Source organism: Amycolatopsis sp. NPDC024027, assembly GCF_040638975.1.
Taxonomy (GTDB): domain Bacteria; phylum Actinomycetota; class Actinomycetes; order Mycobacteriales; family Pseudonocardiaceae; genus Amycolatopsis.
The window spans coordinates 51,959-73,616 of the sequence record NZ_JBEZYY010000020.1; the positions used below are offsets into that span (position 1 = coordinate 51,959).

Genomic DNA, 21,658 nt, shown 5'->3' on the forward strand with positions numbered 1-21,658 from the left:
CGCGGCGCTGCGTGCAAGCGTCACCTAGGGAGGAACCGTCTTGCCGAGATCCACACAGAGCCGGGTGCGGGCATTCGCACTGGTGGGGGCGCTCGTGGCCGGCGTGGGACTGGCCGGGCCGGCCGGGACCGCCGCCGCGGCCGAAGACGCGGCGGTCAAGCCCGCCGTCGTCGGCGCGACCCCCGCGGTCGCCTGGGGCACCTGCTCGAGCGACACCCTCGCCGGCGTGCCCGCGGACCAGGTCCAGTTCTACAGCTGCGCGCGCTACCGCGTCCCTGTTGACCACGACAACGCCTCGCTGGGCACCATCGACATCGCCTTGCTCAAGCGAGCCGCCCGCACGCCCGGCAAGCGTGTCGGTTCGCTGTTCCTCAACCCCGGCGGCCCCGGCGGCTCGGGCCTGACGATGCCGATCGGCGGCCAGTACTACTTCCAGCCGCAGGTGCTCGACCGCTTCGACCTGGTCGGTTTCGACCCGCGCGGCGTCGGCGAGAGCAACCCGTTGCGCTGCTTCACCACGCAGGAGGACGCGGACGAGGTCTTCGGTGCCCTTGTCGGTGTGCCGCTGTCGCGCGCCGAAATTTCGGGAACCCTGGCCGGCTACCGCGATTACGGCCGGTTCTGCAAGAACAACGCGGGCTCGCTGCTCAACCACATGTCCACCAAGGACGTCGTGCGCGACCTCGACACGCTGCGCGCGGCGGTCGGCGACCAGAAGCTTTCCTACGTCGGCTTCTCGTACGGGACGCTGATCGGCTCGACTTACACGTCGATGTTCCCGAAGCAGTCACGAGCGATCGTGATCGACGGCAACGTGGATCCGGCGCTGCGCACCAGCGACGGAGTGCAGTACGACCGGGAACGCGCGCAGGGCTTCGAAATCGCGCTGGACGGGTTCCTCAAGCGCTGTGACCAGGTGGGCGCGAAGTGCGCGTTCAGCGACGGCAACCCGCGGGCGAAGTTCGACGAGCTGCGGGAGTACCTGCGCAAGCAGCCCATCACGCTCCCGGGCGCCGACCCGATCGACATCAGCCGGTTCACCGGCGGGGTTTCGAGCGCCCTGTACTCGCCGGCGCGGTTCGCCGGCCTGGCCGAGGACCTGCAGGCGCTCTACACCGTCGTCCACCCGGCGGGGGCCCAGGCCCAGACCCTGCAGGCCAAGCCGATGCAGGCGCTCACGCCCGGCAAGCAGGGCCGGGCCGACCAGAACCCGGACAGCCCGTACACCAGCGACGACTCGTACTTCGCCGTCAACTGCTCCGACAAGCCGTTCCGGATCAGGCAGGAGCAGGTGCCGGACATCGCCGCGAAGTGGGAGCGCGAGTCGCGCACCTTCGGCCGGTACCAGGCCTTCTCCGACACGGCGGCCTGCCCGGTGTGGCCGGCGAAGAAGCCGGACGTGTACCGCGGCCCGTGGCGGGCCAAGACCGACGTGCCGGTGGTCGTGGTCGGCAACTACTACGACCCGGCGACGCAGTACAAGTTCGCCCAGCGGATGGCGGCCGAGCTCGGCAACACCCGCCTGCTGTCGGTCGACGCGTTCGGCCACTGCATCCTGGGTGACGCCCTCGGCGTCGACCAAGCCGTGGCCGACTACTTGACCGACCTGAAGGTGCCGGCGAGCGGGCAGGTGTTCCAGCCGAACGTCCAGCCCTTCTGAATCGCTTGGCCGGAAGGAAAGCGGGCCGGGGTGACACTGTCGCCCCGGCCCGTTCTACGTCCCCAGCAGCCGGTCCAGCACGTCTCCGGCCGCGGCCTCGGCTTCGGTGACCGCGCTCTCGTGGTCGTCCGCCCGGGCGACCAGCAACGCGATCTCGTTCATGCCGGCGAGCAGGACGTGCGCGAAGAGGTCGACGCGCCCGGCGGGGATCCGGCCGTCGCGCCGCAGCGCCGCCTTGATCCGGCCGAGTGTGCGCACCTCGTCGAGCTCCCGCCAGCGCTGCCAGCCCAGTACCGCCGGCGCGTCGATGAGCATCACCTGCCGCACCGCGGGGTCCCGGGTGCTCCGGATCCACGCGAGACACGCGGCGCGCAGCGCTTCGACCGGGTCGGTCATGCCCTCGACGGCCCGCGCCCCCTCGGCGCCGACCCGGTCGTAGACGGTGTCCAGGACGGCCGCGAACAGCGCGTCCTTGCCGGGGAAGTGGTGGTAGAGCGCGCCGCGGCTCACGTCGGCGGCCCGCAGGACGGCCTCGATCGACGTGCCGTCGTAGCCGTGCTCGGTGAACAGGCCGGTCGCGATGGCGACGAGGTGCTCGCGGGTCGCCTGACCCCGGTCGATCTTCTTGTTCATGCGCGTCGGCAGCCTCCGTCGTTGACAAACCGACTGTCGGTCTGTTGATACTAGACCGTCAGTCGGTTTACTTCTGGAGGGACCTTAGACCATGAACTTGCGAACCTGGGAGGACCAGCGCGGACGCGTGTCGACGGCGTCCGGCAACGTGAGCTACGTCGATGTCGGCGAAGGCCCGGTCGCGCTCTTCGTGCACGGCGTGGGAACGAACAACCTGTTGTGGCGCAAGGTGATGGCCGAGCTGGCGGGGGAGTGGCGGTGCGTCGCGCCCGACCTGCCGGGGCACGGCGCCTCACCGGTGACGCCCGGGCAGGACCTCAGCCTGAACGGGCTGGCCCGGCTGCTCGAAGACTTCTGCGAGTCGTTGGAACTCGACGCGGTCGACCTGGTCGCCAACGACACCGGCGGCGCGGTCGCGCAGGTCTTCGCCGCGCTCCACCCCGACCGGGTCCGGACGCTCACCCTGACCAACTGCGACACGCAGGGAAACCTGCCGCCGGAGTCGTTCCGCCCGGTCGTCGAACTGGCCGAACGCGGGAAGCTCGCGCCGCTGCTGGTCCGGCTCGCCACGGACCCGGCGCAGGCGCGGACCGGCGCGCTGGGCGCGGGCTACGAACACCCCGAACAGGTGTCCGATGAGGTCCTGACCGCGTTCGCCCGGCCGGTTGGCGCCACGCTCGACGCGGCGCGGCAGTTCGAGCGCCTGCTGACGTCGGTCCGCGGCGAGGAACTGGACGCGATCGAGCCGCTGCTCGAGGAGTTCCGCGTGCCGACGCTGCTGGTCTGGGGGACCGGCGATCCGAACTTCGGTGTCGAGTGGGCGTACCGGTTCCGGGACGCGGTCCCCGGCGTCACCGAGGTCGTCGAGGTGCCCGGCGCGAAACTCTTCTTCCCCGACGAACGACCCGAAGACCTCGTGCCGCACCTGCGCCGGCACTGGGCGTAGCGCTCATCACAGGCGCCGAGGCCGGGAACTGGCGCTACAGTGGGAGAGTTGATCAACCCCGAGCAACGGAAGCGAGGTGAGCGGCACATGCCAGCGGACAGTCCTCGGACGGCCGGGCGCGCGCTCACCGGAGGTTTCCGGCGGGGCTGAGTTCCGGTCGCCCCCTGTCCGGCAGTGCGCGCACGCCGGAAAAGAGCCGGAAATGACCATCTTCGAAATGCTGCTGCGCGTGGGTGCCGGCGTCGGCCTGGGTGCCGTCATCGGGATCGAGCGCCAGTTCCGCGCCCGGATGGCCGGGCTGCGCACCAACGCCCTCGTCGCCGTCGGCGCGACGCTGTTCGTGCTGCTGTCCGCCCACGGTTTCGGCGGGCTGGCTTCGAGCGGCGACGCCGACCCGACCCGGGTGGCCGCGCAGATCGTCTCGGGCATCGGGTTCCTCGGCGCCGGGGTCATCATGCGGGACGGCCTCAACGTCCGGGGCCTCAACACCGCGGCGACGCTCTGGTGCTCGGCCGCGGTCGGCGCCCTCGCCGGAGCCGGGCTGTACGCGGTCGCGGCGGCCGGGACCGCCGTCGTGGTCGGGGTCAACGTGGTGCTGCGCCCGCTCGGCCGCGTGGTGGACCGCCGTCCCGACGCGGGCGAGGAGACCCCGGCGCGGTACGAGTTCCAGGCGGTGACCCGCGACGAGGCCGAGGCCCACGTGCGGGCGCTGCTGGTGCAGGCGTTGACGCGCACGGACTTCCGGCTGCTGTCGGTGCTGAGCACGGACCGCCCGGAAGACCGCACGGTCGAGGTCCGCGCCGAGCTGATCGGTGACCAGCGCGACGACGCCCAGATGGAAGCGGCGGTGTCACGGTTGTCACTGGAGCCGTCGGTGTCGAGCGTCCGCTGGCTGGCCGTGCCCGCTTAGCGGTGTGGATGCCGGTCGTGTTGATGGCGCCGGTGACCACCAGGATCCGCGCCCGCAGTTCGGCGGCCCGGGTCGACAGGGCTCCGGTGCGGGCCGTCGACCAGCATCCGGATCACGCACTCCAGGGCCCGCCCGGGTGCCGGAACACCGCCGGTCGGCCCCGGTACCCAAAAAGGCCTCCCCGCTCGAGCGAGCGGGGAGGCCCTCCGAAAGCGAAACCCCTTACGCCTGCGTCATCTTCCGCAGCACGTACTGCAGGATGCCGCCGTTGCGGTAGTAGTCCGCCTCGCCCGGGGTGTCGATGCGGACGTCCGCGTCGAACTCCACGGTGGCTCCATCATTTTTGGTGGCGGTGACGTGCACCGTGCGGGGCGTGTCGCCGTCGTTCAGCGCCGTGATGCCCGCGATGTCGAACGTCTCGGTGCCGTCGAGGCCGAGCGACGAGGCCGACTCGCCCGCCGGGAACTGCAGCGGGATGACGCCCATGCCGATCAGGTTGGAGCGGTGGATGCGCTCGAACGACTCGGTGATCACCGCGCGGACGCCCAGCAGCGAGGTGCCCTTGGCCGCCCAGTCACGCGACGAGCCCGAGCCGTACTCCTTGCCGCCCAGCACGACCAGCGGGGTGCCCGCCGCCGCGTAGTTCTGCGCCGCGTCGTAGATGAACGCCTGCGGGGCGCCCTCGACGGTGAAGTCGCGGGTGTAGCCGCCCTGCACGTCGTCCAGGAGCTGGTTGCGCAGCCGGATGTTCGCGAACGTGCCGCGGATCATCACCTCGTGGTTGCCGCGCCGCGAACCGTAGGAGTTGAAGTCCTTCTTTTCCACGCCGTGCTCGGTCAGGTACTGCGCGGCCGGGGTGCCCGGCTTGATCGCGCCGGCGGGGGAGATGTGGTCGGTGGTGACCGAGTCTCCCAGCTTCGCCAGCACGCGCGCGCCGGTGATGTCGGTGACCGGGGCCGGCTCCGGCGTCATGCCCTCGAAGTACGGGGGCTTCCGCACGTAGGTGGACTCGAGGTCCCACTCGAAGGTCTTGCCCTCCGGGGTGGGCAGCGACTTCCAGCGCTCGCCGCCGTCGAAGACGTCCGCGTAGTCCTTGGTGAACATCTCCTGCGTGATCGCGTAGTCGATGGTCTCCTGGATCTCCTGCGCGGTCGGCCAGATGTCCTTGAGGAAGACGTCGTTGCCTTGCGCGTCCTGGCCCAGCGGCTGGTTCGCGAAGTCGAAGTCCATCGTGCCGGCCAGCGCGTACGCGATGACCAGCGGCGGCGACGCGAGGTAGTTCATCTTCACGTCGGGGTTGATCCGGCCTTCGAAGTTCCGGTTGCCCGAGAGCACCGAGACCGCGGTGAGGTCGTTCTCCTGGATCGCCGCGGAGATCTCGTCCGAGAGCGGGCCGGAGTTGCCGATGCAGGTGGTGCAGCCGTAGCCGACCAGGTGGTAGCCCAGCTTCTCCAGGTACGGCCACAGGTTGGCCTTGGTGTAGTAGTCGGTGACGACCTGCGAGCCCGGCGCCATCGACGTCTTCACCCACGGCTTGACCGCGAGGCCCTTGTCCACGGCGTTGCGCGCGAGCAGCGCGGCGCCGAGCATGACCGACGGGTTCGAGGTGTTGGTGCACGAGGTGATCGAGGCGATCACGACCGCGCCGTGGTCGAGGACGAACTCGCCGCGGTCGGACGTGCTGACCTTGACCGGCTTGCTCGGGCGGCCCGACGCGCCGTTGGCGGCGGAGCTGGTGACCGGGGCGGCGTCGTCCTCGGCGAAGGACAGCGACGGGGCGTCACTGGCCGGGAAGGACTCCTCCGAAGCCTCGTCCATCTTGGTGTGCGGGGTGGAGTCTTCGCCGTCCACGTAGTCGTGGATCGACTTGCGGAACGACGACTTCGCGTCGGTCAGCTCGATGCGGTCCTGCGGGCGCTTCGGGCCGGCGATCGACGGGACGACCGTCGAGAGGTCCAGCTCGAGGTACTCGGAGTAGGCGGCCTCGCGCGACGGGTCGTGCCAGAGGCCCTGCTCCTTGGCGTAGGCCTCGACCAGCGCGACCTGCTCGGCCGAGCGGCCGGTCAGCTTGAGGTAGCGGACGGTCTCGTCGTCGATCGGGAAGATCGCCGCGGTGGAGCCGAACTCCGGGCTCATGTTGCCGATGGTGGCGCGGTTGGCCAGCGGTACCGCGCCCACGCTCTCGCCGTAGAACTCGACGAACTTGCCGACCACGCCGTGGCGGCGCAGCATCTCGGTGATGGTGAGCACGACGTCGGTGGCGGTGACGCCGGCCGGGATCTCGCCGGTCAGCTTGAAGCCGACGACGCGCGGGATGAGCATCGACACCGGCTGGCCCAGCATGGCCGCCTCGGCCTCGATGCCGCCGACGCCCCAGCCCAGCACGCCCAGGCCGTTGACCATGGTGGTGTGCGAGTCGGTGCCGACGCAGGAGTCGGGGTAGGCCTGGCCGCCCCGGGACATCACCGTGCGGGCGAGGTGCTCGATGTTGACCTGGTGCACGATGCCGGTGCCCGGCGGGACGACCTTGAACTCGTCGAAGGCGCCCTGGCCCCAGCGCAGGAACTGGTAGCGCTCGCGGTTGCGCTCGTACTCGATCTCGACGTTGCGCTCGAAGGCGTCCGGGCGGCCGAAGACGTCGATGATCACCGAGTGGTCGATGACCAGCTCGGCCGGGGCCAGCGGGTTGACCTTGTCGGGGTCGCCGCCCAGGTCGGTGACCGCTTCGCGCATGGTGGCGAGGTCGACGACGCACGGGACGCCGGTGAAGTCCTGCATGATCACGCGGGCCGGCGTGAACTGGATCTCGATCGACGGGTCGGCGTTCGGGTCCCACGAGCCGAGCGCGCGGATGTGGTCGGCGGTGATGTTCGCGCCGTCCTCGGTGCGCAGCAGGTTCTCGAGCAGGATCTTCAGGCTGTAGGGCAGCCGCTCGGCGCCCTCGACCTTGTTCAGGCGGAACACCTCGTACGAGGCGTCGCCGACCTTCAGCGTGTCTTTGGCGCCGAAGCTGTCCTTGCTGGCGGGTGAGGTCACGTCTAACTCCAGTGGCGGGGACGCCGCTCCGTCGCGGCAGAGGAGTCCCGGGTCAGTTCGGTCGGTTCGGTGGGGCGAGTCTTGCGCACCCCCACCGTAGGACCGGATGCGGGATGGCACACCTCGCGGTGGTTCAAACAGTACGCCTGTCCTGTTTGGCGGACAAGACGACACGCGGTGTGGGCTGCGCCATCCGATGCCGGGGTCCCTCAATGAGGGGAATTGGTGCCTACGTTGTGTAAGTTTCGGCTGAGGCTTGTGATAGTGGTGTGACTGCAGTGACACGGGGTGTGCGCTGGTGAGCGGAGGTGGCGGTCTTGTTAGGACGGTGCGGGGGTCCGAGGGTGCCGCGCGTCCGCCGGGGACTCAGCGTGAGCACGCTCACGCTGGTGATCTTGTTCGGCGCCGGGGGCACGGGGCTCGCGGCACCCCCGCCGCCGCCGAATCCCAGCGATTCCGAGATCCAGGCCGGCAAGGCCGACGCCAACGCGAAGGCCGGCGAGGTCGGCCGGCTGACCAACCAGCTGGCCCAGGCCGAGCAGAAGCTCACGCAGCTGCAGGACGACGTCGAGCTCAAGCAGGAACAGGCCAACAAGGCGCTGGTCGACCTGCAGATCGCGCAGGACGACGCGGCGCAGGCCGAGAACGACGCGAAGGCCGCTCGCACCGAAGCGGACGCGGCCGCGGCGGCCATCGAGCAGGCCCGGGCGGACCTGAAGACCTTCGCCGCCGCCAGCTTCCAGCAGGGCAGCACGGTCGGCTCCCTCTCGGCGTACCTGAGCGCGGACAGCCCCAAGGACATGCTCGCCCGCGCGCAGCTGCTCGACGCCGTGGGCGGCGACCGGCTCAACGCCCTCGACCGGCTCCAGCAGGCGCAGACCGAGAAGTCCAACAAGGACGCCGCCGCCCGCAAGGCCGCCGAGATCGCCCAGCAGAAGCAGGACGCGGCCCGCCGGGCGAAGACCAGCGCCGACGCCGCGCAGACCACCGCCGAGCGCGCCCAGGACGGCCAGGCCGCCCAGAACTCCCAGCTCGAGAAGAACAAGACCGACGTCGAGCAGCAGCTCTACGCCGCCCAGGCCAAGGTCAGCGGCCTGCAGGGACAGCGGCAGCGCTACCAGGACTGGCTCGCCCAGAAGCAGCGCGAGGACGAGGAACGCGCGCGTCAGGCCGCGCTCGCCGCCGCGGCGGCCGCGGCCGGGGGCGGGGGCCGTCCGTCGGGCGGACCGGCGCCGTCGGCCCCGGCCGGCTCGTCGATCGAGGCGGTGATCGCGCGGGCGATGTCCAAGCTCGGGATGCCCTACGCCTGGGGCGGCGGCAACGCCAGCGGCGCGACCCGCGGCATCCGCGACGGCGGCATCGCCGACCGCTACGGCGACTACAACAAGATCGGCTTCGACTGCTCCGGCCTGATGATCTACGCCTTCGCCGGAGTCCGCTCGCTGCCGCACTACAGCGGCTACCAGTACTCGGCGGGACGACAGGTGCCGCTGTCCCAGATGCGCCGCGGCGACCTGCTGTTCTGGGGTGGCCCGGGCGGCATCCACCACGTCGCGCTCTACCTCGGCGGCGGGCAGATGGTCGAGGCGCCGCAGTCCGGCCTGCGGGTCCGGGTCGCCCCGGTGCGCTACGGCGGGATCATGCCGTACGCGACGCGGCTGGTCGGCTGAAACTCGCTCGACGGCGGCCCGGGACCTCGCGAAGATCGGCCGCGTGGACGACGAACTGAACGCGCTGCGGCGCACCCGGATGCGCTGGAACACGCCGTTGTCCGAGCCGCACGCGGAACTGCTCCTCGACCGGATGGCCCTGGGTGAGGGCCGGCTCGTCGACCTCGGCTGCGGCTGGGGTGAACTGCTGCTCCGCGCGGCCGCCCGGGCCCCCGGCCTGCGCGCGACCGGTGTCGACACCGACGTGACCGGCCTCGACCGCGGCCGGGCGGCGGCCACGGCCCGTGGCCTGGCGGTGGAGTTCGCCGAGTCGGACGCCGCGACCTGGGACGATCCGGCCGAGCGGGTGTTCTGCGTCGGGGCCGCCCACGTCTTCGGCTCGACCACGGCCGCGCTGGAAGCGCTCGCCCGGCTGGTGCGGCCGTCCGGCCGGCTGCTCTACGGCGACGGCTTCTGGGCGGCGGCGCCCGGCCCGGCGGCGCAGGAGATCTTCGGCCCGGACCTGCTGACCCTGCCGGACCTGCTCGACGCCGCGGCCGGCGCCGGCTGGCGCGTGCTGCACTTCAGCACCGCCGACCAGCTGGAGTGGGACGACTTCGAGTCGACCTCGCGGGCCGCCTGGGCGGAGTGGCTGGTGGCGCACCCGGCCGACCCGCGGGCGGAGCGGGTGCGGGAGTGGCTCGACGGGCGGCTGCGTCAATACGTCCGGGACTACCGGGGGGTGCTGGGCTTCACCTACCTCGTGCTGGGCCGCTAGGGTGCCTCGGTGCGCTACGCGGGGATCGTGGTGGCCGGTGGCTCGGCCCGCCGGCTGTCCGGTGTGGACAAGCCGGCGCTGTCGGTGGGCGGGAAACCGTTGCTGGCCCGCGCGATCCACGCCCTCGACGGCGCCGAGCGGGTGATCGCGGTCGGCCCCCGCCGGCCGGGCTTCGACGTCGTGTGGACGCGCGAACCGGTGCCGGGCACCGGCCCGGTGGCGGCGCTGGCGGCGGGCCTGGTGTTCGTGCCCGACGACGTCGAGGCGGTCGTGGTGCTGGCCGCCGACCTCCCGGGCGTCCGCCGCTCCACAGTGGACAGGCTGGTGGCGGCGGTCGGCGACGGCGACGGCGCGGTCCTGGTGGACGCGGCGGGGGAGCGCCAGTGGCTCCTGGGTGCCTGGCGGTTGCCGGCGCTGCGGGCGGCGCTGCCGGAGCAGGCGGAGAACGCGGCCCTGCGCCGGGTCCTGGGCGGGCTGGCGGTGGCCGAGGTCCCGGCGGAACGGGGCGAAGCCGACGACATCGACACACCCGAGGACCTCGAGCGGCACCGGTGAGCTGAGCGACGCGGCCATCGTGGAGGCCGCGGTCGCGCTGCCGGGGAGCTGTGCCTGCGCCGGGAGCGATGGTCAGGTGGGGGTGGGCGGCAGCGGCCCCCCGAGGCGCTCGGGCCGCGCTGGTGGGGCGGCGGGGTGCCGGTGACGCCGGCGGCGGCTCGGCGGAGCACCTCGGGCGAGGCCGCTGGGCCGGGCTGGTCAGTCCGCAGTGCGCGGCGTTGTGCGGCCGAGCCGAGCTGGGCCGGTCAGCCGCAGCGCGCCGCGCTGTGCTGCCGAGCCGCTCCGAGCACCGCTGAGCGGGTCAGGCGGGCTCGCCGGTGGCCGGGGCGATGACCGCCGCCACCTCCCGGATCGTGGTCACCTGAAAGCCTCCGCAGTCCGCGTGCTCCTGTACCGCTTCGGCCACCGGCGACAGGGTGGCGACCAGCTCGGCGAGCCTGACACGGGTGACCTTCGCATCCTCGCCCGGCCGAGGCCCCCTGTCAGTTCGAGTTGCACTGTCCTGTCGAAGAGGTGCTTCACAGGTGTCACACCGCTGACCGTGTTGGCTGATCGTGGGCCGGGTGCGTTCGTCCGCGTGCCGGATGAGACGGCCGACCGGGGGCGCAGTACGGTCGCACCGCGTGATCACCGTCGCGGGGGCGGCGCACGAGATTTCGAGGAGGCAGAGTGACCGAGCCCGGCTACGCCGAGGGCGGGAACGGGCAGCAGCCCGCGACGCCGGCGCGGGACGCCCAGTTGCTGGAGCGGACCGTGTTCGAGGTCAAGCGGATCATCGTCGGCCAGGACCGCCTGGTCGAGCGGATGCTGGTCGGCCTGCTGGCCAAGGGCCACCTGCTGCTCGAAGGCGTGCCCGGCGTGGCGAAGACCCTCGCGGTGGAGACGTTCGCCCGGGTCGTCGGCGGTTCGTTCTCCCGCGTGCAGTTCACCCCCGACCTGGTGCCCGCCGACATCCTCGGCACCCGCATCTACCGCCAGGGCGCCGAGCGCTTCGACGTCGAGCTCGGCCCGGTCGTGGCGAACTTCGTGCTCGCCGATGAGATCAACCGCGCGCCGGCCAAGGTCCAGTCGGCGATGCTCGAGGTGATGGCCGAGCGGCACGTGTCGATCGGCGGCCAGACGTTCCCGATGCCGGACCCGTTCCTCGTGCTCGCCACGCAGAACCCGATCGAGAACGAAGGCGTGTACCCGCTGCCGGAGGCGCAGCGCGACCGGTTCCTGTTCAAGATCCTCGTCGAGTACCCCTCGGCCGAGGAGGAGCGCGAGATCATCTACCGGATGGGCGTCACCCCGCCCACCCCGCACGAGGTGCTCAGCCCGGGCGAGCTGGTCCGGCTGCAGGGCGTCGCGGCGCAGGTGTTCGTGCACCACGCCCTCGTCGACTACGTGGTGCGGCTGGTGCTGACCACGCGGACGCCGAACGAGCACGGCCTCGCCGACGTCGCCGGCTGGGTGTCCTACGGCGCTTCGCCGCGCGCGAGCCTCGGCATCATCGCCGCCGCGCGGGCGTTGGCCCTGGTCCGCGGCCGCGACTACGTGCTGCCGCAGGACGTCGTCGACGTCGTGCCGGACGTGCTGCGCCACCGGCTCGTGCTGTCCTACGACGCCTTGGCCGACGGCGTGCCGATCGACCACATCATCACGCGCGTGCTGCAGACCGTGCCGTTGCCGCAGGTCTCGGCCCGGCCGCAGGGCGGGGCCGGCCAGGGTGGCCCGGTCCCGGCGGGCGCGCCGGTCAGGTAACCCGGCGATGGCGAAGAACGAGAAGGGCCAGCGCCCTTCGTGGGCGCCGCCGGTCCTGCGCGGCGACCGCCTGGAGGCCGGGCTCCGCACGCTGGAGCTCGACGTCCGCCGCCGGCTCGACGGGCTGCTGCAGGGCAACCACCTCGGCCTGGTGCCGGGGCCGGGGTCCGAACCCGGCGAGGCGCGCCCGTACCAGCCCGGCGACGACGTGCGCCGGATGGACTGGGCGGTCACCGCCCGCACCACGACCCCGCACATCCGGGAGACCGTGGCCGACCGCGAGCTGGAGACGTGGGTCGTCGCCGACCTTTCGGCGAGCCTCGACTTCGGCACCGCGCTGTGCGAGAAGCGCGATCTGGTGGTCTGCGCCGTCGCGGCGGTCGCCCACCTCACCGGAGGCGGCGGCAACCGGATCGGCGGGCTGATCTCCACCGGCGCCGCCACGACCCGCATCCCGGCGCGCGGCGGCCTGGCGCACGCCCGCGGGCTGGTGCGCAAGCTCGCCGAGACACCGCGCGCGTCCGAGGGCACCCGGGGCGACTTCGCCGAGGCCCTCGAAGCGCTGCGCCGCCCGCCGCGCCGGCGGGGCCTGGCCGTGGTGATCTCCGACTTCCTGGGCGACACGTCCTGGGAGCGGCCGCTGCGGGCACTGGGCGGGCGCCACGAACTGATCGCGATCGAAGTCCTCGACCCGCGCGACATCGACCTGCCCGAGGTGGGCACCGTCGTGCTGGCCGACCCGGAGACAGGGAAACAGCGCGAAGTGCACGCTTCGGCCTTGCTGCGCAAGGAGTTCGGGGCCGCGGCCCACGCCCACCGGCAACGGGTGGCGGCGGCCCTGCGGCGCGCGGGTGCGGCCCACCTGACGCTGCGCACGGACGCCGACTGGATCGCCGACATGGTGCGGTTCGTCGTCGCCCGCAAGCGCCGCTGGTCGGGGGGTGTCGCGTGAGCGAGTCGCCGGACACCACCCGGTCCGGTGTCGCGAATGACTCATTCGGGACCTCGCAGGTCCCGAATGAGTCATTCGCGACCTCGCGGCCGAGCGCCGGGGAGGTGGGCGCATGAGTCTGACCGGATTCGCCTCACCCTGGTGGTTCCTGCTGCTGATTGCCGTGGCCGCGGTCGCCATCGGGTACGTGCTCGCGCAACGGGCGCGCCGGAAGCGCACCATGCGGTTCGCGAACCTGGACCTCCTCGAAAAGGTCGCGCCGAAGAGCCAGGGCTGGGTGCGGCACCTGCCGGCGGTGCTGATCGTGCTGTCGCTGCTGCTGCTCACGGTGGCGCTGGCCGGGCCGACCGCCGAGCAGAAGGTGCCGCGCAACCGGGCGACCGTGATGCTGGTGATCGACGTGTCGCTGTCGATGGAAGCCACCGACGTCCTTCCGACGCGGCTGCAGGCCGCCCAGGAAGCGGCGACGAGCTTCGCGCGGAACATGACGCCGGGGATCAACCTGGGGCTGATCTCGTTCGCGGGCACGGCGACGGTGCTGGTCAACCCGACCACCGACCGCAACGGCGTGATCAAGGCGATCGAAAACCTGAAGCTGGCCCAGTCGACGGCGACCGGCGAAGGCATCTTCGCGGCGTTGCAGTCGGTGGAGAGCTTCTCGAGCGTCGTCGGCGGGGCGGACGGGCCGCCGCCGGCGCGGATCGTGCTGATGTCCGACGGGAAGCAGACCGTGCCCGAGGACCTGTACGCGGCGCGCGGCGGCTACACCGCGGCGCAGGCGGCGAAGCAGGCCGGGGTGCCGATCTCGTCGATCTCCTTCGGCACCACCCACGGTTCGGTCACCATCGACGACAAACCCCAGCCGGTCAGCGTGGACGACGAGTCGCTGCGCGAGATCGCGCGGCTCTCGGGCGGCGACTTCTACAAGGCGGCCAGCGCCGAGGAACTGAAGAAGGTCTACGCCGACCTCGGCGAGCAGATCGGCTACGAGCTCAAGGACGCCGACGCCAGCAAGCCGTGGCTGGTGGCGGGGACGTTGATCCTCATGCTGGGCGCGGCGGCCAGCCTGTTCTTCGGGCAACGCCTGCCCTGACTCAGGCTCGGCGGACGCCGTACAGGCTTCCGCCGAGCAGGGTCACCCCGGACAGGACGCCGCTGACGAACGGCACCCACTCCGCGGCGCTCCCGAGCAGGACGAGGCCGGCGACGCCGAGCACGGTCAGGACGGCACCGACGACGAGGATCGAGCGGGTCTTCCACGCCGAGGCGAGCGCGACGAAGTGCAGGCCGACGATCGTGGCGATCCACGCGACGTTCGCCTGGACCGGCGCGTCCAGCAGGCTCAGCACGAAGAACCCGGCGACGAGCAGCACCACTTCGCCGACGACGATCACCCGGTAGCTCGGCCCGAACATCGGCCGGTCGTCGAGCGTCGGCCGCCCGCCCGCGCGGACGCCGAGGACCACGACCGCCACCAGGGCGAGTACGGCGAGGGCGCGCAGCACCCAGCCGAGTGCGGCGGGGACGGGCGCACCGGAGTTGACCAGGACGAAGACGGTGCCGAACGCGGCGCCGATGAGCGCCCCCAGAAACTGCTGTCGCATCCGGCGAACCTACCGGAAGCCGTTTTGGCGCCAGGCCTCGTAGACCGTGATCGCCGCGGTGTTCGCGAGGTTGAGCGAGCGGCTCGTCGGCAGCATCGGCAGCCGCACGCGGTCGGTCACCTCCGGCGCTTCCTGCACCACCTCGGGCAATCCCACCGACTCCGGCCCGAACATCAGGACGTCGCCCGGTGTGTAGGCGACCTCGGTGTACAGCCGCGTCGCCGAGGCGCTGAAGGCGTAGACCTTCGCCGGCAGCAGCACTTCCCAGGCCGCGGCCAGTGAAGCGTGGACGTGGACGCGGGCCAGGTCGTGGTAGTCGAGCCCGGCCCGGCGCAGCTGCTTGTCCTCCAAGGTGAAGCCGAGTGGCTCGACCAGGTGCAGTTCGCAGCCGGTGTTGGCGGCCAGCCGGATCGCGTTGCCGGTGTTGGGCGGGATTTCCGGCTGGTAGAAGAGAACGCGGAACACGGGCTCAGTCCCCGAGCAGGGCGGCGTAGACCTTGCGGACCGCGTCCGGCGGCGGGGTGGGCCGCAGGCTCGCCGGGTCGATGAAGACGTACCGGAGCGTGGCCGCCGCCACGAGGGTCTCGCCGCGGCGGATCTCGAAGTCGAAGATCAGCGACGTCGTGCCGAGGTGGTTCGGGTACTGCGAAACGACCAGTTCGTCGTCGTGGCGGGCCGGCGCGCGGAACTTCAGGTTCGCCTCCGCGACCACGACGTCGGTGCCGTGCGCCAGGAACTCGTCGTGGGAGCCGAACAGGGCCTTCTCCGCCTCGAAGGAGCACATGTCCACATAGGCCAGGTAGTGGGCGTTGAAGACGATGCCCTGGCCGTCACACTCGTGGTAGCGCACGCGCAGCGGCATCTCGGCGATCGGGCGGCGAGGAGCGGTCACGTGCCCAATCTAGTTCCCGATCCGGCTCGAGGCAGGCCGGCCCCCGCGCGGCACGCAACCCGTTCCCGCCAAGCCATCCGGCCGTGGCCGAGGTCGGATCGGGAACGATCGGCACGGTCAGCCGTGTAAGGCCCGGTACGCGGCCGCCGCGCCCGGCTGCAGCGGGACCGGCTGGGTCCCGATCAGCGTCCGCACGTCGAGGAACTGCGTCCCCACGGCTTCGGCGGGCACCAGCGCGGTGGCGCGCTCGACGAGCAGCCGGACCACCGCCGCGGCGACGTCGTCGGGCAGCGAAGGCGCGCACACCAGCAGGTTCGCCACCCCGATCGTGCTCAGCGCCCCGACGCCGCGGTACGCGCCGTCCGGGACCTGGACCTGGTCGTACACCGGGCCGTACGCCGTGCGCAGCGCGGGCACCACCGAGTCCAGGGGCAGCAGCGCGATCGGTGTCGTCCGGGTCAGCTCGGCGAGCTTCGGCGTCGGGATCCCGCCCGACCACAGCATGGCGTCGATGCGGCGGCCGGCCAGCGCGCGGACCGCGTCGTCGAACAGCAGGTGCCGGGCGTCCACCGCGACGCCCGCCTTGGCGAACAGGCGCTCGCCGAGCTGTGCCGCCCCGGAGCCGCCCGCGCCCAGGGACACCGCGCGCCCGGCGAGGTCGGGCAGGCGGCGCACCGGGCCGTCCGCGCGCACGACGAGCTGCAGGTAGTTCTCGTAGACGCGGCCGAGCGCGAGCAGCGGGACCGTCCCGGCGAACGGCGGGCCACCGCCGAGCGCGGTCTGGGCGACGTCGGCGAGCACCAGCCCGAGGTCGGCCTGCCCCCGCTGCACGAGCCCGACGTTGGCGACGCTCGCCTCGGTGGGCACGGCGGTGGCGTGCAGCAGCGGTTCCGCCCGGTTCAGTTCGGCCGAGAGGAGCTCGGCGAAGGCCAGGTAGAACCCGCCGCGCTCGCCGGCGGCGATGGTGAGCGGGCGTTCCGGGCCGCGGTAGCCGGACGTCGAACACCCGGCCAGCGCGAGGCCGAGGCCGCCGAGCAGGGCCGTGCGACGGGTGAACGTCATCCCGGCACCTCCCGCAGCGGCAGCGTGACGCGGACTTCGAGGCCGTGCGGGCGGGCCTGCCGCAGCTCCAGGACCCCGCCGCGGGTGCGCACCTGCTGGTGGGCGATGGCGAGGCCGAGACCGGTGCCGCGCGGGCGCCTTCGCCGCCGGCGCGCCAGAACCGTTCGGTCGCCCGCGCTCTGTCCTGTTCGGACAGTCCCGGTCCGTCGTCGGCCACGACGAGTGTCGCGGTCTCGCCGCCGCTTTCCCACTCTGTCGTGATCTTCGCGCCCCGGCCGGCGTAGTGGACGGCGTTGTCCAGCAGCACATCGAGGATCTGCGCGAGCTCGCCTTCCGGGCAGCGCACCGTCACCGGCTCGTCGTGGCCCGGCGGCGGCACGAGCGTCGAACCGGCGTCCTCGGCGGCCGGGCGCCAGGCGTCGACGCGTTCGGCCAGCACGGACGCGAGGTCGCAGGACTCGTCCGCACCCCCGGCCGCGACCCTGGTGGCCGTGCTCTCGGCCAGCGCGAGCGCCAGCAAACCGTCCAGGAGCTTCTCCAGGCGTTCGACTTCGGCGACAGTCGCCCGGTAGGTGGTGTCGTCGCCGTCGATCCGCCCGGCCAGCGAGTCGACCCGCAGCCGCAGCGCCGCCATCGGGTTCCGCAGCTGGTGCGAGGCGTCGGCGACCAGCCGGTGCTGCTGCTCGGCGGCTTCGAGCACGGCCTCGGACATCCGGTTGACCTCGGCGGCCAGCGACCGCAGCTCGCGTGGCCCGGTGCGTTCGGGGACGTGCGCGCGGTGCCCGCCCGCCACGGCCAGCACCCCGGTCTCGAGCTCGTGCAGCGGCCGCACCATCCACCGGGCCAGCACCACGGCGAGCAGCACGAACACCATCGCGACCAGCACCGCGCCGGCGCCGATGGTGCCCCACCGGGTGGCGACGTCCGCGGCCGCCGCCGTCACCGACGCGCGCAGCACGACCACGCCCGACACGCGGGTCCCGGTGCCGACCGGGCGGGCGAAGTAGGCCGGTTCGGCCGACCACGGGTCCAGCCGGTCGACCCGCGGCGCCGGTTCGTTGCGCATGGTCGCCTCCACCAGCGCGCGCACCGCCGGCTCACCCGCGGTCAGGCCGCCCGCCTGCACCAGCGGCAGGCGCCGGCCGTCGACGATGACGACGCCTTCGCCGTACAGCCCGGCGTAGCGCTCCGCGTCGGCCGCGAGGGCCGCCGGGTCGTGGGTGTCGACGGCCTGCTGGGCGAGCACGACGAACCGGTCGACGTCGGCGGTGCGGGAGATGACCAGCTGCTGCGTGCGCTGCTCGGCGGTGGCGGTCAGCAGCGGCCCGGCGAACGCGGCGACCACCGCGAGGGCGAGGGCGACCAGGACCACCAGCAGCCGGGTGCGCACGGGTCAGCCCCGGCCGAGCCGGTAGCCGAAGCCGCGGATGGTGGTGAGCAGGCCCGGCCGGTCCAGCTTGGCGCGCAGCCCGGTCAGGTGGACGTCGAGCGAGCGCGACACCGCGAGGTAGGCGTCGCCCCAGACCTCGTCCATGAGCTGCTGGCGGCTGACCGCGGTGCCGGGGCGGACGGCGAGCACGGCCAGGATCTCGAACTCCTTGGTGGTGAGCCCGACGTCGTGCCCGGCGACGAGCACCCGGCGGGCGCCGAGGTCGATCTCGACGTCTTCGACGCGCATGACGTCACCAGCACTGCCGGCCGGAGCGGCGCGGGCCACCGCCCGCCGCACGACGGCGTCCATCCGCGCCAGCAGCTCGGCCAGCCGGACCGGCTTGGTGAGGTAGTCGTCGGCGCCGAGCCGCAGCCCGCGGACGATCGAGCGCTCGTCACCGCGGGCGGTCAGCACGATCACCGGGACCGGCGAGACGGCCCGGATCTTGCGGAGGACGTCGAGGCCGTCCAGGTCGGGCAGGCCCAGGTCGAGCAGGACGAGGTCGGCCGTGCGGTGGTGGTGCAGCGCGTCGGCCCCGCGGCCGACGCTGGTGACGGGATGACCGCGCGCGTGCAGCGACTCGGCGAGCGCGCCGGCGACACCCGCGTCGTCTTCGACGAGGAGCACGCGCACGGCCATCCCCCTGTCAGTGGTCGTCTTCCCTGCGCTCTTCCAGTTCGGAGGTCTTCGAGGTTTCCCGCATTGTGCCGTAGACGATCAGGGAGACCAGGACACAGCCCGCGACGTACCAGAAGAACACCGGTTCGTGCCCGGCGCTCTTCAGCGCCTGCGCGATCAGCTCGGCGGTGCCGCCGAAGATCGCCACGGTCAGCGCGTAGGGCAGCCCGACACCCAGGGCGCGGATCTTCGTCGGGAACAGCTCGGCCTTCACGATGGCGTTGATCGAGGTGTACCCGGCGACGACCACCAGCCCGGCGAGCACGAGGAAGAACGCGCCGACGGGGTTGCGGGTCGAGCCCATGATCGTCATCAGCGGGACGGTGAGCAGCGTGCCGCCGATGCCGAAGAACAGCAGCAGCGGCCGGCGCCCGATCCGGTCGGACAGGCGCCCGAACACCGGCTGCAGGACCGCGGCGACCAGGATCGCGCAGAACAGCACGATGGTGACCTGCCGCCGGGGGAGGTGTGCGGTGTTCTCCAGGAACTTCTGGCTGTAGGTGGCGAAGGTGTAGAAGCCGACCGTGCCGCCGAGGGTCAGGCCGACGACGAGCGCGATCTCCTTGGGGTACTTCGCCAGCGCGCGCAGCGTGCCGCGTTCGCCTTGGCCTTCGCCCGCCTCGCGCCGGTAGCTCTCGGACTCGTCCATGCCGCGCCGCAGCCACATCACGGTGAGCGCGGCGACCGTGCCGACGCCGAACGCGATCCGCCAGCCCCAGGACGTCAGCTGCTGCTCGGTGAGCAGCGCCTGCAGGATCAGCTGGAGACCCAGCGCCAGCAGCTGGCCGCCGTAGAGGGTCACGTACTGGAAGCTCGAGTAGAAGCCGCGCTTGCCGGGAGTGGCCACTTCGGACAGGTAGGTCGCCGAGGTGGAGTACTCGCCGCCGACCGAGAGGCCCTGGATCAGCCGGGCGGTGAGCAGCAGGATCGGCGCGGCGATCCCGATGGTGTGGTAGCTCGGCGTGACGGCGATGAGCAGCGAGCCGCCCGCCATCAGCGTCACCGAGAGCACCAGCGCGCGGCGGCGGCCGAACCGGTCGGCGAACCGCCCGAGCATCCACCCGCCCAGCGGCCGCATGAGGAACCCGACGGCGAACACGGCCGCGGTCCCCAGGAACGCGGCCGTGGTGTCGGACGTCGGGAAGAAGGACTTGGCGAAGTAGGTGGTGAACGCCGCGTAGGCGTACCAGTCGTACCACTCGATCAAGTTGCCGATCGAGCCGCGCAGCACGTTGCCGATCACGCGCTTTTCGCTGCCATGCTGGTACGTGGCGGCACCGCTGAGCCGGGTTGTCATCGTCGACCTCCTGTGTTGCGACTCACGGTGACCACCCGGCGGGGGCCCGGCAAGGCCGGGAGGCAGTTCCTAACACGGGCTTAGGACGGTGACATTCTTCGCGGACAGCCGCGACCGGGCGATCCGCCGGATGCCGCCGCCGACCTGCTGTGTTGCGACTCACGGTGACCAACCAGCGGGTAACCAGCAAGGTCGGGAGGCAAGTCCGGACAGCCGTTCAGGACGGCCCCGGCGAGCCCGGGCGCGGGTGCGCGACCCGGCGGCGCTGCCGATAGCCTCGTGCGCGGCAGCAGCGCACAGCGAAGAAGAGGGAGAACACAGTGGGACGGTCGGTTCTGGTCACCGGGGGCAACCGGGGCATCGGTCTGGCGATCGCCCGGGACCTCGCCGAGCAGGGGCACCGGGTCGCCGTCACGCACCGTGGTTCGGGTGCGCCCGAAGGCCTCTTCGGCGTCCAGGCGGACGTCACCGACTCCGAGCAGGTCGACGCCGCCTTCAAGCTCGTCGAGGAGCACCAGGGGCCGGTCGAGGTGCTGGTGTCCAACGCCGGGCTGACCGATGACACGCTGCTGATGCGGATGAGCGAGGAGCAGTTCGAGCGCGTCGTCAACGCCAACCTGACCGGCGCTTTCCGCGTCGCCAAGCGGGCCTCGCGCGGCATGCTGCGCGGCAAGTGGGGCCGGTTCGTCTTCATCTCCTCGGTCGTCGGCCTCTCCGGCTCGGCCGGCCAGGCCAACTACGCCGCGTCGAAGGCCGGGCTGGTCGGCTTCGCGCGGTCGCTGGCCCGTGAGCTCGGCTCGCGCAACATCACCTCGAACGTCGTCGCGCCCGGGTTCGTCCACACGGACATGACCGACGAACTGCCCGAGGACCGCAAGAAGGAGATCCTCGCGCAGGTGCCCTCCGGCCGGTACGCCGAGCCGTCGGAGATCGCCGCCGCCGTCCGCTACCTGGCCTCCGACGAGGCCGGCTACGTCAACGGCGCGGTACTGCCCGTCGACGGCGGCCTCGGCCTCGGCCACTGACCCCCCCGCCACCCCGAACCAAGACCTGGAGGACCCGTGCCCGGACTGCTCGAAGGCAAGCGCCTGCTGATCACCGGCATCATCACCGACGCCTCGCTCGCCTTCCACGCGGCCAAGATCGCGCAGCAGGAGGGGGCGAAGGTGGTGCTGACCGGCTTCGGCCGCATGTCGCTGGTCGAGCGCATCGCGAAGCGGCTGCCCGAAGAGGCGCCGGTGATCGAACTCGACGTCACCAACCAAGAGCACCTCGACGGCCTGGCCGACAAGGTCCGCGAGCACGTCGACGGCCTCGACGGTGTGCTGCACTCGATCGGCTTCGCCCCGCAGACCTGCCTCGGCGCGCCGTTCCTCGACGCGCCCGCCGAAGACGTCAAGACCGCGATCGAGATCTCGACGTACTCGTACATGTCGCTGGCGAAGGCGTGCCTGCCGCTGATGGGGCGCGGCGCGTCGTACGTCGGCATGGACTTCGACGCGCGTGTCGCGTGGCCGGTCTACAACTGGATGGGCGTCGCGAAGGCCGGGCTCGAGTCGGTCAACCGGTACCTGGCCAAGGAGCTGGGGCCGCAGGGTATCCGCGTCAACCTGGTCAGCGCGGGCCCGATGAAGACGATGGCGGCGAAGTCCATCCCGGGCTTCGTCGACCTGGAGGACGGCTGGGGCGAGCGCGCGCCGCTCGGCTGGGACAGCACGGACCCGGACCCGGTGGCGAAGAGCGTCTGCGCGGTGCTTTCGGACTGGCTCCCCGCCACCACCGGCTCGATGATCATGGTCGACGGCGGGGTCCACTTCCTCGGGATCTGAGC

The 21,658-nt window shown here is 72.1% G+C and carries 19 protein-coding genes and 1 pseudogene; 11 read left to right on the top strand and 9 right to left on the bottom strand.

What is annotated here, in order from left to right; all coding sequences use genetic code 11:
• Positions 1–64 precede the first annotated feature (64 nt).
• Entirely contained in the window at positions 65–1,660 is a 1,596-nt protein-coding gene (locus AB0F52_RS37580; protein WP_360181280.1) for an alpha/beta hydrolase, read from the top strand.
• 54 nt (positions 1,661–1,714) lie between these two features.
• Here AB0F52_RS37580 and AB0F52_RS37585 read toward each other — a convergent pair whose 3' ends face one another.
• Positions 1,715–2,293 carry a TetR/AcrR family transcriptional regulator gene (locus tag AB0F52_RS37585; protein WP_360181283.1) on the bottom strand — a complete coding sequence of 193 codons (579 nt, stop codon included), beginning with the start codon at positions 2,291–2,293 and terminating at the stop codon, positions 1,715–1,717.
• Between the two features lie 91 nt (positions 2,294–2,384).
• Here AB0F52_RS37585 and AB0F52_RS37590 point away from each other — a divergent pair, with 91 nt between their 5' ends.
• Both AB0F52_RS37590 and AB0F52_RS37595 read left to right on the top strand, forming a co-directional pair.
• Complete coding sequence (locus tag AB0F52_RS37590) at positions 2,385–3,239, top strand: alpha/beta hydrolase (protein ID WP_360181286.1); 855 nt, start codon at positions 2,385–2,387, stop codon at positions 3,237–3,239.
• 202 nt (positions 3,240–3,441) lie between these two features.
• A complete protein-coding gene (locus AB0F52_RS37595) occupies positions 3,442–4,149 on the top strand; it encodes an MgtC/SapB family protein (RefSeq protein WP_360181289.1) in 708 nt (235 codons plus the stop codon).
• 222 nt (positions 4,150–4,371) lie between these two features.
• On the opposite strand, the gene AB0F52_RS37600 is transcribed toward AB0F52_RS37595, so the two are convergent.
• Positions 4,372–7,185 carry an aconitate hydratase gene (locus tag AB0F52_RS37600; protein WP_360181292.1) on the bottom strand — a complete coding sequence of 938 codons (2,814 nt, stop codon included), beginning with the start codon at positions 7,183–7,185 and terminating at the stop codon, positions 4,372–4,374.
• Positions 7,186–7,529: 344 nt separating this feature from the next.
• Here AB0F52_RS37600 and AB0F52_RS37605 point away from each other — a divergent pair, with 344 nt between their 5' ends.
• The 6 genes from AB0F52_RS37605 (at position 7,530) to AB0F52_RS37630 (ending at position 13,955) form a co-directional block, all read left to right on the top strand.
• Complete coding sequence (locus tag AB0F52_RS37605) at positions 7,530–8,855, top strand: NlpC/P60 family protein (protein ID WP_360181295.1); 1,326 nt, start codon at positions 7,530–7,532, stop codon at positions 8,853–8,855.
• Between the two features lie 43 nt (positions 8,856–8,898).
• Positions 8,899–9,612: a class I SAM-dependent methyltransferase gene (locus AB0F52_RS37610; protein ID WP_360181298.1), complete on the top strand. Its 714-nt coding sequence runs from the start codon at positions 8,899–8,901 to the stop codon at positions 9,610–9,612.
• Positions 9,613–9,621: 9 nt separating this feature from the next.
• Entirely contained in the window at positions 9,622–10,167 is a 546-nt protein-coding gene (locus AB0F52_RS37615; RefSeq protein WP_360181301.1) for a molybdenum cofactor guanylyltransferase, read from the top strand.
• Positions 10,168–10,836: 669 nt separating this feature from the next.
• Positions 10,837–11,910 carry an AAA family ATPase gene (locus tag AB0F52_RS37620; RefSeq protein ID WP_360181304.1) on the top strand — a complete coding sequence of 358 codons (1,074 nt, stop codon included), beginning with the start codon at positions 10,837–10,839 and terminating at the stop codon, positions 11,908–11,910.
• 7 nt (positions 11,911–11,917) lie between these two features.
• A complete protein-coding gene (locus AB0F52_RS37625) occupies positions 11,918–12,862 on the top strand; it encodes a DUF58 domain-containing protein (protein WP_360181307.1) in 945 nt (314 codons plus the stop codon).
• Positions 12,863–12,974: 112 nt separating this feature from the next.
• Positions 12,975–13,955 (top strand): VWA domain-containing protein, encoded by a 981-nt coding sequence (locus AB0F52_RS37630; RefSeq protein WP_360181310.1) that lies wholly within the window; start codon positions 12,975–12,977, stop codon positions 13,953–13,955.
• Position 13,956: 1 nt separating this feature from the next.
• Here AB0F52_RS37630 and AB0F52_RS37635 read toward each other — a convergent pair whose 3' ends face one another.
• The 7 genes and pseudogenes from AB0F52_RS37635 to AB0F52_RS37665 all read right to left on the bottom strand — a co-directional run bounded on the left by AB0F52_RS37635 (position 13,957) and on the right by AB0F52_RS37665 (position 19,827).
• Positions 13,957–14,466 carry a hypothetical protein gene (locus AB0F52_RS37635; RefSeq protein WP_360181312.1) on the bottom strand — a complete coding sequence of 170 codons (510 nt, stop codon included), beginning with the start codon at positions 14,464–14,466 and terminating at the stop codon, positions 13,957–13,959.
• A 9-nt stretch (positions 14,467–14,475) separates the two neighbouring features.
• Complete coding sequence (locus AB0F52_RS37640) at positions 14,476–14,931, bottom strand: tRNA (cytidine(34)-2'-O)-methyltransferase (RefSeq protein ID WP_360181315.1); 456 nt, start codon at positions 14,929–14,931, stop codon at positions 14,476–14,478.
• Between the two features lie 4 nt (positions 14,932–14,935).
• On the bottom strand, positions 14,936–15,358 hold the full coding sequence (locus tag AB0F52_RS37645; RefSeq protein WP_360181318.1) for a thioesterase family protein: 423 nt from the start codon (positions 15,356–15,358) through the stop codon (positions 14,936–14,938).
• Positions 15,359–15,475: 117 nt separating this feature from the next.
• Positions 15,476–16,420, bottom strand: a complete 945-nt coding sequence (locus AB0F52_RS37650; protein WP_360181321.1) for a TAXI family TRAP transporter solute-binding subunit — start codon at positions 16,418–16,420, stop codon at positions 15,476–15,478.
• Positions 16,417–17,810: pseudogene (locus AB0F52_RS37655) on the bottom strand (HAMP domain-containing sensor histidine kinase). The gene AB0F52_RS37650 and the pseudogene AB0F52_RS37655 overlap by 4 nt, the downstream one beginning before the upstream one ends.
• 3 nt (positions 17,811–17,813) lie before the next feature.
• Complete coding sequence (locus AB0F52_RS37660; protein ID WP_360181324.1) at positions 17,814–18,491, bottom strand: response regulator transcription factor; 678 nt, start codon at positions 18,489–18,491, stop codon at positions 17,814–17,816.
• 7 nt (positions 18,492–18,498) lie between these two features.
• A complete protein-coding gene (locus AB0F52_RS37665) occupies positions 18,499–19,827 on the bottom strand; it encodes an MFS transporter (RefSeq protein WP_360181327.1) in 1,329 nt (442 codons plus the stop codon).
• Positions 19,828–20,147: 320 nt separating this feature from the next.
• Between AB0F52_RS37665 and AB0F52_RS37670 the strand changes: the two genes are divergently transcribed.
• Both AB0F52_RS37670 and fabI read left to right on the top strand, forming a co-directional pair.
• Entirely contained in the window at positions 20,148–20,852 is a 705-nt protein-coding gene (locus tag AB0F52_RS37670; RefSeq protein WP_360181330.1) for a beta-ketoacyl-ACP reductase, read from the top strand.
• 36 nt (positions 20,853–20,888) lie between these two features.
• Complete coding sequence (gene fabI, locus AB0F52_RS37675) at positions 20,889–21,656, top strand: enoyl-ACP reductase FabI (protein ID WP_013226770.1); 768 nt, start codon at positions 20,889–20,891, stop codon at positions 21,654–21,656.
• Positions 21,657–21,658: the final 2 nt, after the last annotated feature.